Annotated in this window: 9 protein-coding genes; 8 read left to right on the top strand and 1 reads right to left on the bottom strand. The window is 73.9% G+C overall.

The features are described from left to right. The first annotated feature begins 116 nt into the window (after window positions 1–116). The 4 genes from ACGF3I_RS14015 to nudC all read left to right on the top strand — a co-directional run bounded on the left by ACGF3I_RS14015 (window position 117) and on the right by nudC (window position 10,031). Window positions 117–3,455 carry an ATP-dependent helicase gene (locus tag ACGF3I_RS14015; protein WP_393131532.1) on the top strand — a complete coding sequence of 1,113 codons (3,339 nt, stop codon included), beginning with the start codon at window positions 117–119 and terminating at the stop codon, window positions 3,453–3,455. Window positions 3,456–4,091: 636 nt separating this feature from the next. Beyond that, a complete protein-coding gene (locus tag ACGF3I_RS14010) occupies window positions 4,092–7,565 on the top strand; it encodes a UvrD-helicase domain-containing protein (protein ID WP_393131530.1) in 3,474 nt (1,157 codons plus the stop codon). Between the two features lie 10 nt (window positions 7,566–7,575). After that, a complete protein-coding gene (locus tag ACGF3I_RS14005) occupies window positions 7,576–9,003 on the top strand; it encodes a dipeptidase (RefSeq protein WP_393131528.1) in 1,428 nt (475 codons plus the stop codon). 47 nt (window positions 9,004–9,050) lie between these two features. Then, window positions 9,051–10,031: an NAD(+) diphosphatase gene (nudC, locus tag ACGF3I_RS14000; protein WP_393131526.1), complete on the top strand. Its 981-nt coding sequence runs from the start codon at window positions 9,051–9,053 to the stop codon at window positions 10,029–10,031. 182 nt (window positions 10,032–10,213) lie between these two features. Here nudC and ACGF3I_RS13995 read toward each other — a convergent pair whose 3' ends face one another. Next, window positions 10,214–10,456 (bottom strand): mycoredoxin, encoded by a 243-nt coding sequence (locus tag ACGF3I_RS13995; protein WP_018535132.1) that lies wholly within the window; start codon window positions 10,454–10,456, stop codon window positions 10,214–10,216. Window positions 10,457–10,718: 262 nt separating this feature from the next. On the opposite strand from ACGF3I_RS13995, the gene ACGF3I_RS13990 reads away from it, so the two are divergent. From ACGF3I_RS13990 to ACGF3I_RS13975, 4 genes are all read left to right on the top strand, one after another. Beyond that, window positions 10,719–12,902, top strand: coding sequence for an ATP-dependent DNA helicase UvrD2 (locus ACGF3I_RS13990; protein ID WP_393131524.1), 2,184 nt, complete (start codon window positions 10,719–10,721; stop codon window positions 12,900–12,902). 179 nt (window positions 12,903–13,081) lie between these two features. Beyond that, window positions 13,082–13,435, top strand: a complete 354-nt coding sequence (locus ACGF3I_RS13985; RefSeq protein WP_393131522.1) for a hypothetical protein — start codon at window positions 13,082–13,084, stop codon at window positions 13,433–13,435. Between the two features lie 163 nt (window positions 13,436–13,598). Further along, entirely contained in the window at window positions 13,599–13,967 is a 369-nt protein-coding gene (locus tag ACGF3I_RS13980; RefSeq protein ID WP_393131520.1) for a WhiB family transcriptional regulator, read from the top strand. Further along, the gene (locus ACGF3I_RS13975) at window positions 13,964–14,287 is read left to right on the top strand and encodes a hypothetical protein (RefSeq protein ID WP_388976766.1); all 324 of its coding nucleotides are present in this window, start codon (window positions 13,964–13,966) and stop codon (window positions 14,285–14,287) included. The genes ACGF3I_RS13980 and ACGF3I_RS13975 overlap by 4 nt, the downstream gene beginning before the upstream one ends. The last annotated feature ends 168 nt before the right edge of the window (window positions 14,288–14,455 follow it).

The raw sequence follows: 14,455 nt of genomic DNA, 5'->3' as shown, positions 1-14,455 counted from the left end.
CGGATGACCCGCCGCACGGCGGACGCGGTTCGGCGTACCGTCGAGGGTCTGCGCCGGCCGCGCAGGCCCCGTAAGCACCATCACGATCAGCACACCCACCAGGACCGGCGATCCACGTGAGCTCCTCCTTCTCCACCGGGCGTACGGCGTACCCACAGGCACGCCGGGCGACCCCCGGCGCGTACCGGCTGGTGCGAACCCCGCCGGCCCCGGTGGACCCCCCTCTCCTTGACGCACCCCAGCGCAGGGTGGTTGACCACCGCTCGGGTCCTCTTCTGGTGCTCGCGGGGCCCGGCACCGGCAAGACGACCACCCTGGTCGAGGCGGTCGCGGCGCGGGTCGAGGCGGGTACGGACCCCGAGCGCGTCCTGGTGCTCACCTTCAGCCGCAAGGCCGCCGTCGAGCTGCGCGACCGGATGGCGCTGCGGCTCGGCGCCGGCGCGAAGAGCCCGCAGGCCACCACGTTCCACTCGTACTGCTACGCCCTGGTCCGCGCGCACCAGGAGGCCGGGCTTTTCCGTGAGCCCCTGCGCCTGCTGTCGGGTCCGGAACAGGACGTGGCCGTACGCGACCTGCTGGCCGGGCAGATCGGGCTCCAGCGCAGCGGGCTCGCGCATGTGCGCTGGCCCGACGAGCTGCGCGCCTGCCTGACCACCCGCGGCTTCGCCGACGAGGTGCGCGCGGTGCTGGCCCGCAGCCGCGAGCTGGGCCTCGGCCCCGACGCGCTGGCCCGCTTCGCCGAGCGCGCGGGCCGGCCCGACTGGAAGGCGGCCTCCGCGTTCCTCGCCGAGTACCTCGACGTGCTCGACCTCCAGGGCGTCCTCGACTACGCGGAGCTGGTCCACCGCGCGGTGCTGCTCGCCGGGCGCGTGGAGCTGCCGGCCTACGACGCGGTGTTCGTCGACGAGTACCAGGACACCGACCCGGCGCAGGTCCGGCTGCTCCAGGCGCTGGCGGGCGGCGGGCGCACCCTGGTCGCGTTCGGCGACCCCGACCAGTCGATCTACACCTTCCGCGGCGCCGACATCAACGGCATACTCGACTTCCCGGACGCCTTCCCGCGCAACGGCGGAACGCCCGCGCCGGTCGAGGTGCTCACCACCTCGCGCCGCTCCGGCAGCGCGCTCCTGGACGCCACCCGCCTGCTCACCCGCCGCATGCCGCTGCCGCGCCTGCCCGCCGAACAGGTCCGCGCGCACCGCGAGCTGCGGCCCACCCGCACCGGCGGCCGGGTCGAGGCGTACACCTACCCCACGGCCTCCACCGAGCTGGACAACATCGCGGACCTGCTGCGCCGCGCCCACCTCGAAGAGGGCGTGCCCTGGCAGGAGATGGCGGTCCTGGTCCGCGCGGGCACCCGCGCGATCCCGGTACTGCGCCGCGCCCTGACGGCGGCCGGCGTCCCCGTCGACACCTCGGGCGCCGACATCGCGCTGCGCGACGAACCGGCGGTGGGGCCGCTCCTGACGGCGCTGCGGGTCGTGGCCGAGGCCGCGCTGGGGCGCGCCGCGGGCCGGACGCCGGGGCCCGGCCCCGCGCGGGTCAGCCTCGTCCACCCGGGCAGGCCCGCGCCCGCCACCGCGCCGCTCGACCCCGAGACCGCGCACACGCTGCTCACCTCGCCGCTCGGCGGCATGGACACCGCCGATCTGCGCCGGCTCGGGCGGGCCCTGCGCGACGAGGAGCGGGCCGCGGGCGCCCGCGTCCCGGCCCCGTCCGACGTGCTGCTCGCGCGCGCCCTCGCCGAACCCGAACGGCTCGTCGCCCATGACCCCGCGTACGCCCGCGGCGCCCAGCGGCTCGCGGCGCTGCTGCGCAAGGCCCGCGAACTCCTCGAAGGCGGCGGCACCGCGGCCGAGGCGCTGTGGGAGCTGTGGAGCGGCACGCCCTGGCCGCAGCGCCTGGAGCGCGCGGCGCTGCGCGGCGGCGCGGGCGGCCGGGCCGCCGACCGGGACCTGGACGCGGTCTGCGCCCTGTTCGACACCGCGGCCCGCGCCGAGGAGCGCACCGGCGGCAGGGGCGCGCTCAACTTCCTCGAAGAGGTCGACGCCCAGGACATAGCGGCCGACACCCTCACCCGCCGGGCCGTGCGCCCCGACGCGGTCCGCGTGATGACCGCCCACCGCTCCAAGGGCCTGGAGTGGAGCCTCGTCGTGGTCGCGGGCGTCCAGGAGGGGCTCTGGCCCGATCTGCGCCGCCGCGGCTCGCTCCTCGAAGCCGACCGCATCGGACGCGACGGGCTCGCCGAACCGCTCACCCCGGGCGCGCTGCTCGCCGAGGAGCGGCGGCTGTTCTACGTGGCCGCCACCCGGGCCCGCGACCGTCTGATCGTGACCGCCGTCAAGGCCCCGGCCGACGACGGCGACCAGCCGTCCCGCTTCCTCACCGAGCTGGGCGTCGAGCCCCGCGACACCACCGGCCGCCCCCGCCGCCCGCTCGCGGTCGCGGCGCTGGTGGCCGAGCTGCGCGCCACCACCGTCGACCCGGCGGCCTCCGACGCGCTGCGCGAGGCCGCCGCCGAACGCCTGGGCCGGCTGGCCGCGCTCAGCGACGAGGAGGGCCAGCCGCTCGTCCCGGCCGCGCATCCGCACCGCTGGTGGGGCCTTGACGAGCCGACCCGCTCCGAAGTGCCGCTGCGCGACCGGGAGTTGCCCCTCGCGCTGTCCGGCAGCGCCCTGGACCAGCTCGCCAACACCTGCTCCCTCCAGTGGTTCCTGGGCCGCGAGGTCAAGGCGGACGCGCCCGCCACGGCCGCCCAGGGCTTCGGCAACGTGGTGCACGTCCTGGCCGACGAGGTGGCCTCCGGGCGTACGCCCGCGGACCTGGCCGTCCTGATGGAACGCCTCGACTCCGTCTGGGACGCGCTCGCCTTCGACGCGCCCTGGAAGTCGGTCCAGGAGAAGCAGAACGCGCGGGACGCCCTGGAGCGCTTCCTGCGCTGGCACACCCTGGACCGGGCGGGCCGCACCGCCGTCGCCACGGAACACGGCTTCGACGTCACCCTGGAGGCCGGGGAGTACGCGGTGCGCATCCGGGGCTCCATGGACCGCGTCGAGCAGGACGTCGAGGGCCGGGCGTACGTGGTCGACTTCAAGACGGGCAAGCAGGCGCCCACCGCGGCGGAGGTCGCCTCCCACCCCCAGCTGGCGGTCTACCAGCTGGCGGTCAGGGAGGGCGCCCTGGACGAGGTCTTCGACGGGCGCCGCCCCGAGCCGGGCGGCGCCGAACTGGTCCACCTGCGCCAGAGCGCCCCCAAGCGTGAGGGCGGCGACGCGTTCCCCAAGGTCCAGGCCCAGGGGGCGCTCGAGGGGGAGTGGGTGGGGGATCTTCTCGCCACGGCGGCGGGGCGTGTCCTGGACGAGCGCTTCACTCCGGCGCCGGGGGGGCACTGTGCGCACTGCGCGTTCAGGGCGTCGTGCACGGCCCAGCCCGAGGGCAAACAAATCCTGGAGTAGCGACTGCCCAAGCCCCCGACCCCGCCCGCCCCCGCGGCCCGCAGTCGCGCAGTTCCCCGCGCCCCTGAACCCGCTTTCGTGTGCGGGCCGCGGGTGGCTGGTCGCGCAGTTCCCCGCGCCCCTGAACCCGTTTTCGTCTGCGGCCTGCGGTCGCTTCTCGCGCAGTTCCCCGTGCCCCTGAACCCGTTTTCGTGTGCGGGCCGTGGTCGCTTCTTGCGCAGTTCCCCGCGCCCCTGAAACCCCCGATCGTGTGCGGGCCGCGGGTGGCTGGTCGCGCAGTTCCCCGCGCCCCTGAACCCGCTTTCGTGTGCGGGCCGTGGTCGCTTCTCGCGCCGTTCCTCGCGCCCCTCAGGGCGCCGAGCGGAGCCGCCCTGCGACCGCCCGGTGCCGCCGGGAGCGGCCGTCCTAGGGGCGCGGGGAACTGCGCGACCAGCCCCTACGGTCCGCGGACGAAGGCTGGGGTCGGGGCGGAGCCCCGTCGAGGGTCCGGCCGCCATGCCCCGGCCGCCATGCCCCGGCCGCCACGCCCCCGCCCCCCCCACGCCCCCGGAGGGTCTCGGGGAGGGGCGGGGTGGGGGAGACCCCCCGACCTGCACAAAGGCCCCATTGTCAGCACCCCCCACTACCCTTCCACACGTGCCCACCCCCCTCACCGACCCCGAGCAGCTCAAGGAGCTCCTCGGCATCCCCTTCACCCCGGAGCAGACGGCGTGCATCACCGCCCCGCCCGCCCCGCAGGTCATCGTGGCCGGAGCCGGCTCGGGGAAGACGACCGTCATGGCGGCCCGCGTCGTGTGGCTGGTGGGCACCGGCCAGGTCGCACCCGCGCAGGTCCTCGGCCTGACCTTCACCAACAAGGCCGCCGGCGAGCTCGCCGAGCGCGTACGCACCGCCCTGATCAGGGCCGGCATCACCGACCCGGAGTCGGCCGAGCCCGAGCAGGGCGAGCCCGGCATCTCGACGTACCACGCCTTCGCGGGCCGTCTGCTCACCGACCACGGCCTGCGCATAGGCCTGGAGCCCACCTCCCGCCTGCTCGCCGACGCCACCCGCTTCCAGCTCGCCGCCAGGGTGCTGCGCGAGGCCCCGGGCCCCTACCCCGCGCTGACCAAGTCGTTCGCCGCCCTGGTGAGCGACCTCCTCGCCCTGGACGCCGAGCTCGCGGAACACCTCGTACGCCCGGAGCGCCTGGCCGCGTACGACCAGGACCTGCTGCGCACCCTGGCCGGCGCCAAGCTGAGCAACGCCGAGCTGCGCAAGGTGCCGGAGGCCGCCGCAGCCCGGCTCGAACTGCTCGACCTCACCACCCGCTACCGGGCCGCCAAGAAGAGCCGCGACCTGCTCGACTTCGGTGACCAGATCGCGCTGTCCGCCGAGCTCGCCCTCACCCACCCCGAGGTCGGCCGGATCCTGCGCGACGAGTACCGGGTGGTGCTCCTGGACGAGTACCAGGACACCTCCGTCGCCCAGCGCCGACTGCTGGCCGCGCTCTTCGGCGGCGGAACGGGGCACGCGGTGACCGCCGTCGGCGACCCCTGCCAGGCCATCTACGGCTGGCGCGGCGCCTCGGTGGCCAACCTCGACGACTTCCCCCGCCATTTCCCCCACGGCGACGGCCGCCCCGCCACCCGGTACGCGCTCTCCGAGAACCGCCGCAGCGGCGGACGCCTCCTCGACCTCGCCAACTCCCTTGCCGCGCCGCTGCGTTCGATGCACGAAGGGGTCGAGGCGCTGCGTCCGGCGCCCGGCGCCGAGCGCGACGGCAGCGTGCGCATCGCCCTGCACGAGACCCACCAGGAGGAGATCGAGTGGCTGGCCGACTCGATCGCCCACCTCGTGCGCACCGGAAAGGCGCCCGGTGAGATCGCCGTCCTGTGCCGCACGGCCGGTGACTTCCCGCAGATCCAGGGCGCGCTGGTGGCGCGGGACGTCCCCGTCGAGGTCGTCGGCCTCTCCGGGCTGCTCCATCTGCCCGAGGTCGCCGACCTGGTCGCGGTCTGCGAAGTCCTCCAGGACCCGGGGGCCAACGCCTCCCTGGTCCGGATCCTGACCGGTCCCCGCTGGCGCATCGGCCCCCGCGACCTGGCCCTGCTCGGCCGGCGCGCCCGCGATCTCGTACGCCGCGCCACCGGCGGGACCGACGATCCCGACCAGCGCCTCGCCGACGCCGTCGAAGGGGTCGACCCGGCCGAGGTGGTCTCGCTCGCCGACGCCCTGGACACCTTCCTGGAAGGCGCCGAGGACGACGGCCTGCCGTTCTCCGGCGAGGCCCGCGTCCGCTTCGCCCGCCTCGCCGCCGAGCTGCGCGACCTGCGCCGGTCGCTCGCCGATCCGCTGATGGACGTCCTGCACCGCGTCCTGACCGTCACCGGCCTGGAGGTCGAACTCTCGGCGTCCCCGCACGCGTTGGCGGCCCGGCGGCGCGAGACGCTCTCCGGCTTCCTCGACCTGGCGGCCGGTTTCGCGGCGCTCGACGGCGAGGCGTCCCTGCTCGCCTTCCTCGGCTTCCTGCGGACCGCCGCGCAGTACGAGAAGGGCCTGGACAACGCGCTGCCCGGCGGCGAGAACACCGTGAAGGTCCTCACCGCGCACAAGTCCAAGGGCCTCGAATGGGACGTCGTGGCGGTGCCAGGACTGGTCACCGGCGCGTTCCCGTCCACCCGCTCGCGCGAATCCTGGACGTCGCAGGCGCAGGTCCTGCCGCACGCGCTGCGCGGCGACGCCCCGACCCTGCCGGCCGTGGCGGAGTGGGACGCGAAGGGGCTCAAGTCCTTCAAGGAGGAGATGAAGGACCACCAGCACACGGAGGAACTCCGCCTGGGATACGTCACGTTCACCCGGCCCCGCTCCCTGCTGCTCGGCTCGGGCCACTGGTGGGGGCCCAGCCAGAAGAAGCCGCGCGGCCCCTCCGCCTTCCTGCGCGCCCTGTACGAGCACTGCGCGGCGGGGCACGGTGAGATCGAGGCCTGGGCGGACGAACCGGCCGAGGACGCCGAGAACCCCGCCCTCCACGAGTCGGCCACCATCCACGCCTGGCCGCTCCCGCTCGACGCCCGCTCCCTGGCCCGCCGCCGCGCCGCCGCCGAACGCGTCCTGGCCCACCTGGCGACCCCGGCCCCGCCGCAGGAGCCGCAGGAATCGTACGAGCCGCAGGAGCCGTACGAGCCGTATGAGCAGGAGTCGTACCCGGGTTCCCTGCACGAGCAAGAGCCTTATGAGGACGGGGAGTTCGCCCTCCCCGAGGATTTCGCGGCCGACGACTGGGACCTGCTGCCCACCGCCCGCCCGGCCGCCGCGCCCTCAGCCGCCGAGCCCCCGCCCACCGAGCCCGCCCCCATCGAGCCCGCCCCCGCGATCCCCGCCCAGCGCCTCACCCCCGAGGACCGCCGCACCCTGCACTCCTGGGACCGCGACCTGGAGGCGCTCACCACCGAGCTGCGCCGGGCCCGGGCCACCACCCGCGAGGTCGCGGTGCCGGGCTCGCTCACCGCGTCCGAGCTGCTGCGCCTCGCCGCCGATCCCGACGGCTTCGCCCGCGAGCTCGCCCGCCCCATGCCGCAGCGCCCGCAGCCCGCGGCCCGCCGGGGCACCCGCTTCCACGCCTGGGTGGAGTCCCGGTTCGAGGAGCTTCCGCTGCCCCTGCTCGGCCCCGACGAGCTCCCGGGTTCCGACGACAGCGAGGCCGACATCGCCGACGAGCGCGACCTCGCCGCCCTCAAGGAGGCCTTCGAGCGCACCCCGTACGCGACGCGCACACCGTTCCGCACCGAGGCCGCCATCCAGCTCACCCTCGCGGGCCGGGTGATCCGGGGCCGGATCGACGCCGTCTACAAGGAGGGCGACGGCGCGCTCGCCACGTACGAGATCGTCGACTGGAAGACCGGGCGCGAAGCCTCCGCCGACCCCCTCCAGCTGGCGGTCTACCGGGTGGCCTGGGCCGAGCAGATGGGCGTGCCGCCGGAGTCGGTGCGGGCCGCGTTCGTGTACGTACGCACAGGTGAGACGGTCCGTCCGGCCCATCTGCCGGACCGTGCGGAGCTGGCGGCGATCCTGCTCGGGCACCGTCCGCAGGGCGGACCGGCCGACCGGCCACCTCTCCCGGGCGGATAGGCTCAGGGGCATGAGCACGACCCCGGACAGCGCCGTCCAGACCACCAGCGCACAGGTGCGCGCGTACATCGAGCAGCACCGCGCCGCCTTCCTCGACGACCTCGCGCAGTGGCTGCGCATCCCGTCCGTCTCGGCCCAGCCCGAGCACGCGGCCGACGTGCGCCGCAGTGCCCAGTGGCTGGCCGACAAGCTGCGCGGGACGGGCTTCCCGGTCGCCGAGGTCCTGGACACCCCGGGCGCCCCCGCCGTCTACGCGGAGTGGCCCTCGGGCGAGCCGGGCGCGCCCACCGTCCTGGTGTACGGCCACCACGACGTGCAGCCCGCCGCCCGCGAGGACGGCTGGCACACCGATCCGTTCGAGCCGGTGATCGCCGACGGCCGGATGTACGGACGCGGCGCCGCCGACGACAAGGGCCAGGTGTTCTTCCACACCCTGGGCGTGCGGGCGCACCTCGCCGCCACCGGCCGCACCGCCCCCGCCGTCAATCTGAAGCTCCTGATCGAGGGTGAGGAGGAGTCCGGTTCGCCGCACTTCCGCGCCCTGGTGGAGGAGCACGCCGAGCGCTTCGCGGCGGACGTCGTGATCGTGTCCGACACCGGCATGTGGTCCGAGGACACGCCCACCGTGTGCACGGGGATGCGCGGCCTCGCCGAGTGCGAGATCCAGCTGCACGGGCCCGACCAGGACATCCACTCCGGATCCTTCGGCGGCGCCGTCCCCAACCCGGCGACGGCCGCGGCCCGCCTGGTCGCCGCGCTGCACGACGACGACCGGCGCGTCACCGTGCCCGGCTTCTACGACGGCATCGCCGAGCTCACCGACGCCGAGCGCGAGCTGTTCGCCGAGCTGCCCTTCGACGAGGCCGAGTGGCTGCGCACCGCCAAGTCGCGGGCGGCCCACGGCGAGGCCGGCTTCTCCACCCTGGAGCGGATCTGGGCCCGTCCGACCGCCGAGGTCAACGGCATCGGCGGCGGCTACCAGGGCCCCGGCGGCAAGACGATCATCCCCGCCTCGGCCATGGTGAAGCTGTCGTTCCGCCTGGTGGCGGGGCAGGACCCGCAGCACATCGAGAAGCTCGTCACCGACTGGGTCGCGAGCCGCGTCCCGGCCGGGATCCGGCACCGGGTCACCTGGAGCGCGGGCACCAGGCCGTGCCTCACCCCGCTCGGCCACCCGGCGCTCAAGGCCGTCGTGCGCGCGATGGGCGAGGCCTTCGGCACCAAGATCCGCTTCACCCGTGAGGGCGGTTCGGGGCCGGCCGCCGACCTCCAGGACGTCCTCGCGGCACCCGTCCTCTTCCTGGGGATCTCGGTCCCCTCCGACGGCTGGCACGCGCCGAACGAGAAGGTCGAGCTCGACCTGCTCCTCAAGGGCGTCGAGACCACGGCCCACCTGTGGAGCGACCTCGCCGCCACCACGGCCCACGCCGCCGGCTGACAGAAATCGCTGAACACACCATCCACCCGGGGGAGTTGGAAGCACCTGTGAGCACCACCAGCAGTGAAGCCTTCACGGACCGGCCGATCGGGCTCGCCACGCCCATCGGCCTCACCGAGCCGAGCGGCATCGACCGGGCGGCCCACCACCGCCTGGACGAGGCCTGGCTCGCGGCCGCCTGGAGCCACCCGACGACCCGGGTCTTCGTGGTCTCCGGCGGCCAGGTCCTGATCGACGAGCCCGCGGACGGCCCGGACGGCGCCGAAGGGCGCACCGAGCTCGTCATGACGCCGGCCTTCGAGGCCCCGGTCACCGAGACCCACCGCTACTTCCTGGGCACCGACGAGGACGGCGTCAGCTACTTCGCGCTCCAGAAGGACGCGCTGCCCGGCCGCATGGACCAGTCGGCGAGGCCCGCCGGGCTGCGCGAGGCGGGCCTCCTGCTCTCCCCGCGCGAGGCGAGCCTGGTCACGCACGCCGTGGCCCTGGAGAACTGGCAGCGGCTGCACCGCTTCTGTTCGCGCTGCGGGGAGCGCACCGTGATCGCGGCGGCCGGCCACATCCGCCGCTGCCAGGCCTGCGGCGCCGAGCACTACCCGCGCACCGATCCGGCCGTGATCATGCTGGTGACCGACGAGCAGGACCGGGCGCTGCTCGGCCGCCAGGTGCACTGGCCCGAGGGCCGCTTCTCCACCCTGGCCGGCTTCGTCGAGCCGGGAGAGTCCATCGAGCAGTCGGTGCGCCGCGAGGTCTTCGAGGAGGCCGGCGTCACGGTCGGGCCGGTCGAGTACGTCGCGAGCCAGCCCTGGCCGTTCCCGTCCAGCCTGATGCTCGGCTTCATGGCCAAGGCCACCTCGTCCGAGATCAACGTGGACGGCGAGGAGATCCACGAGGCCCGCTGGTTCTCCCGCGAGGACCTGGCCGCCGCCTTCGAGTCCGGCGAGGTGCTGCCTCCGTACGGGATCTCGATCGCGGCCCGCCTGATCGAGCTCTGGTACGGCAAGCCGCTGCCGAAGGCGTCCCACTGAACCGTCCCGCCGACCCGCGGCCGGGCCCCGCACGGGGCTTCCGGTCGCGCCCGGGCACGAGGAAGGCCCCCGTCCGATCGTGGACGGGGGCCCTGCTCGTGGTCCGGACCCGGACCCGGTCCGAAAGCCGGACTCGGATCCAGTGCGAAAGCCGGACCCGGATCTGGTCCGAGACCCCGGTCTCAGACGCCGATCTTCTGCTTGACCTGCGCCAGCGAGGGGTTGGTGAGCGTGGAGCCGTCGTCGAAGAGCACCGTCGGAACCGTCTGGTTGCCGCCGTTGGCCTTCTCCACGAACGCCGCCGACTCCGGGTCGTGCTCGATGTTGACCTCGGTGTACGCGATGCCCTCGCGGTCCATCTGCTTCTTCAGCCGCTGGCAGTAGCCGCACCAGGTGGTGCTGTACATCGTCACAGTGCCCGGCATGTGTCTCGCGCTCCTCTGTATCGCTGACTGGCGTGCGCGCCCCGCCGAATGCGGTTCCGCAGGCAGTGGAACGTACGGGGGGCGACCGCCATTCCCGCACGGGCGGCGCATGTGACCAAATCGGCGGGGCCGCCGTCACCGCCGGGCGTGACCAGGCGGGACCCGGGGGACGGCGGGCGCGACGGGCGTATTAGTACGACAACGGGCGTCGCCTGTGGACAACGCGGCACAGCGGTCCCGGGGGACCTGGCAGCATGGCGGGGTGACATCAGCAACGCACTCCTCCCTCTTCCCGCAGGCCCCCGACTCGGCGGACGCGGTGCTCGACGGGCTCGACCCCGAGCAGCGCGAGGTCGCGACGGCCCTGCACGGTCCGGTGTGCGTGCTGGCGGGCGCGGGGACGGGCAAGACCCGCGCGATCACCCACCGGATCGCCTACGGGGTGCGCTCCGGCATCCTGCCCCCGGCCGGTGTCATGGCCGTCACCTTCACCAACCGGGCGGCGGCCGAGATGCGCGGACGGTTGCGCGAGCTCGGCGTCAGCAGCGTCCAGGCGCGCACCTTCCACGCGGCGGCCCTGCGCCAGCTCCAGCACTTCTGGCCCCGGGCGGTCGGCGGCCCGTATCCGCCCCGGCTCGTCGAGCGCAAGGTCCAGCTGGTCGCCGAGGCGGCGGCCCGCAGCGGCCTGCGTCTGGACCGCAACGAACTGCGGGACGTGACGGGGGAGATCGAGTGGGCCAAGGTCACCCAGACGGTGCCCGCCGACTACCCGGCCGCCGTCGCCAAGTCCCACCGCGAGCCGCCGCGCGACCCGGCGGAGATCGCCCAGATCTACCGCACGTACGAGCAGCTCAAGCAGGACCGGGTGGTGATCGACTTCGAGGACGTGCTGCTCCTGATGGTGGGCGTGCTCCAGTACCGCGAGGACATCGCCCAGGAGATCCGCCGCCAGTACCAGCACTTCGTGGTGGACGAGTACCAGGACGTCAGCCCCCTCCAGCAGCGCCTGCTCGACCTGTGGCTCGGCGACCGCGACAGCCTGTGCGTGGTGGGAGACGCGAGCCAGACCATCTACTCCTTCACCGGCGCGACCCCGGACTACCTGCTCGACTTCCGCACCCGCCACCCGAACGCGACGCTGGTCAAACTGGTCCGCGACTACCGCTCCACCCCCCAGGTCGTGCACCTGGCCAACGGCCTGCTCAACCAGGCCAAGGGCCGAGCCGCCGACCACCGGCTCGAACTCGTCTCCCAGCGCCCGGCGGGCCCCGAGCCCGTCTACACCGAGTACGGCGACGAGCCCGCCGAGGCGGAGGGCGTGGCCCAGCGCATCCGCGACCTCGTCCGGTCCGGGGTCCCGGCCGGCGAGATCGCGATCCTGTATCGCATCAACGCCCAGTCCGAGATCTACGAGCAGGCCCTGGCGGACGTGGGCGTCCCCTACCAGCTGCGCGGCGCCGAGCGGTTCTTCGAGCGCCCCGAGGTCCGCGAGGCGCTGACCGCCCTCGGCGGCGCCTCGCTCGCCGGCCGCAACGACGCACTGCTCGACGACGCGGATGTGCCCTCTCAGGTGCGCGCCGTGCTCGGCACCAAGGGCTGGACGGCGGTGCCCCCGACCGGCTCCGGCGCGGTGCGCGACCGGTGGGAGTCGCTGGCCGCCGTGGTGCGCCTGGCCGAGGACTTCGTTCAGGCACGGCCCGATGCGGGCCTGTCCGATCTGGTGGCCGAGCTGCGCGCCCGGGAGGCGGCCCAGCACGCCCCGACGGTCCAGGGCGTCACGCTCGCCTCGCTGCACGCGGCCAAGGGCCTGGAGTGGGACGCGGTGTTCGTCGTCGGCCTCACCGAAGGCATGCTGCCCATCACCTACGCCAAGACGGACGAGCAGATCGAGGAGGAGCGGCGGCTGCTCTACGTCGGGGTCACCCGGGCCCGGCAGCACCTCGGTCTGTCGTGGTCGCTCTCGCGCTCGCCGGGCGGCCGGGCCAACCGCCGCCCGAGCCACTTCCTGAACGGCCTGCGCCCGGGCTCCGGCTCCCGCTCGGCCAGGGTCGCCGGCGGCGGCGCGGGAGGCATCGAGCGCGGCCCGGCCGCCCGCAAGCGCACCCGCAGGGGCCCGGTGCTGTGCCGGGTCTGCGGCAAGACGCTGACCGAGGCCGGCGAGATGAAGCTGATGCGCTGCGAGGACTGCCCCTCGGACATGGACGAGGGCCTGTACGAGCGGCTGCGCGACTGGCGCGCCCACCAGGCGCGGGAGCTCGGCATGCCGCCGTACGTCGTCTTCACGGACAAGACCCTCATGGCGATCGCGGAGGCGGTGCCGTCGTGCGGTCCGGAGCTCGCGGTGATCGCCGGCGTGGGCGCTCGCAAGCTGGACCGGTTCGGCACCGATGTTCTGGCCATCTGCGCAGGTGAAGAGCCTGGCGGAGCAGATGGGACGGGTTCGTGAAAACTCGTCGAGAAAATAGTTTGCGCCCGCCAGGGGAAGCCCCATAGGTTCTTAACCACGGAAACACGAGCTTCTCCGAAGCCGGGTCTCCGTGCTGTACTTAGCTGTACTCATCCGAATAAGCATGGGATCAGGCCGCGAGGCCGAAGTCCCCGAGACGCCGAGAGGAGGCGAGACCAGTGGCCAGCTACATCGAGAACACCACCAGCTTCATCAGCACCAAAGTGACGGACCGCTCGGTCGCCGCCACCTGCACGCTCGGCTCCTCGTTCCAGGGCACCGGTCTGTCCGCCGGCGTCTCCGGTCTCGTCGGCATTCTTGCCGCCGCCCCGGCCTCCCTGGCGAGCCTCCCCGTGCGTGATGAGCGCAATGAGCGACCGATCCAGGCGCCGGGAGCAGCAGCAGCGAAGGGACGGGCCCAGGCCCACACCTTCGCGGCGACCGGTGCCGGAGCCGAGAAGCAGACGAAGAAGTACCAGCACCACATGATGTGGGCCTTCCGTGGGCTCGAACCCTGGAGTGATCCAGCCTGATTCAGATCAGGCAGGCGCCTTCAGGGCCGCGGAACCCCATCAGGGATCCGCGGCCCTTCTGTTTGTCCCGAACGGGACGGACGGAGTGAAGGGGGCCTCGGTACCAGCCGACACCCGGCCGACCCGGCCGGACCGACACCGACATGACGAGGAAGAAAACACCGTGCAACTCGAAGCGCACGCCCCGTCCGTACCGCCCGCCCCGACTCTCCCCCCGCCCGGTCTCACGGAGGACCCCGCCTTGACTCCCCTCACCGCGCTCACCGCGCTCGACGACGCCATCGAGAACCTCGGCGTACCCGTCCCCTGCCGCTCCTTCGACCCGGAGGTCTTCTTCGCCGAGTCCCCGGCCGATGTCGAGTACGCCAAGTCGCTCTGCCGCACCTGCCCTCTGATGGCCGCCTGCCTCGCGGGTGCCAAGGAGCGGCGTGAGCCGTGGGGCGTCTGGGGCGGGGAGCTCTTCGTCCAGGGTGTGGTCGTGGCCCGCAAGCGGCCGCGTGGTCGCCCGCGCAAGAACCCGGTCTCCGCATGAACCGCCCGGGAACCATCGACCACCCCCGAACGAACGACCCCCAGAAGCAGGCCCCGATGACGACGTCCGCAAGCGAGCCCACCGGCTCCGCGACCCCAGACTTCACCACCACCGGCGCGAACAAGTCGCGTCAGAACAGGACCCTCGAAATGCAACTCATGCCAGAAGCCCTGGCCCGTGCGCATATGCATCAGCGGCTGCAGGAAGCCGAGGTGGAGCGCCAGGCGGTACGCATGGTCGCCGCCCGGCGTATGCAGCGGCGCGCGGAGCGCGCGTCGATGCGCGCCCGCCGTGCCCTCGCCATGGCCGTCATGCACTGACGGCCGCAGCGGTCGGTACGACCAGGTAACACGAAGCGAGAAGCGGGGGGCGGTCCGAACGGACCCGCCCCCCCGGGGGGGTGTGGTGGCGCGCGGCCCCGCCCGGCGGGATAGTCGCCAGGTGGGCGACCACCATAGGCCGCTGGCCGGAACCAAAGGTTGGGCCCC

Source organism: Streptomyces sp. NPDC048111 (genome assembly GCF_043202815.1).
Classification (GTDB): Bacteria; Actinomycetota; Actinomycetes; order Streptomycetales; family Streptomycetaceae; genus Streptomyces.
This window is presented reverse-complemented; position numbering and strand designations above follow the sequence as displayed.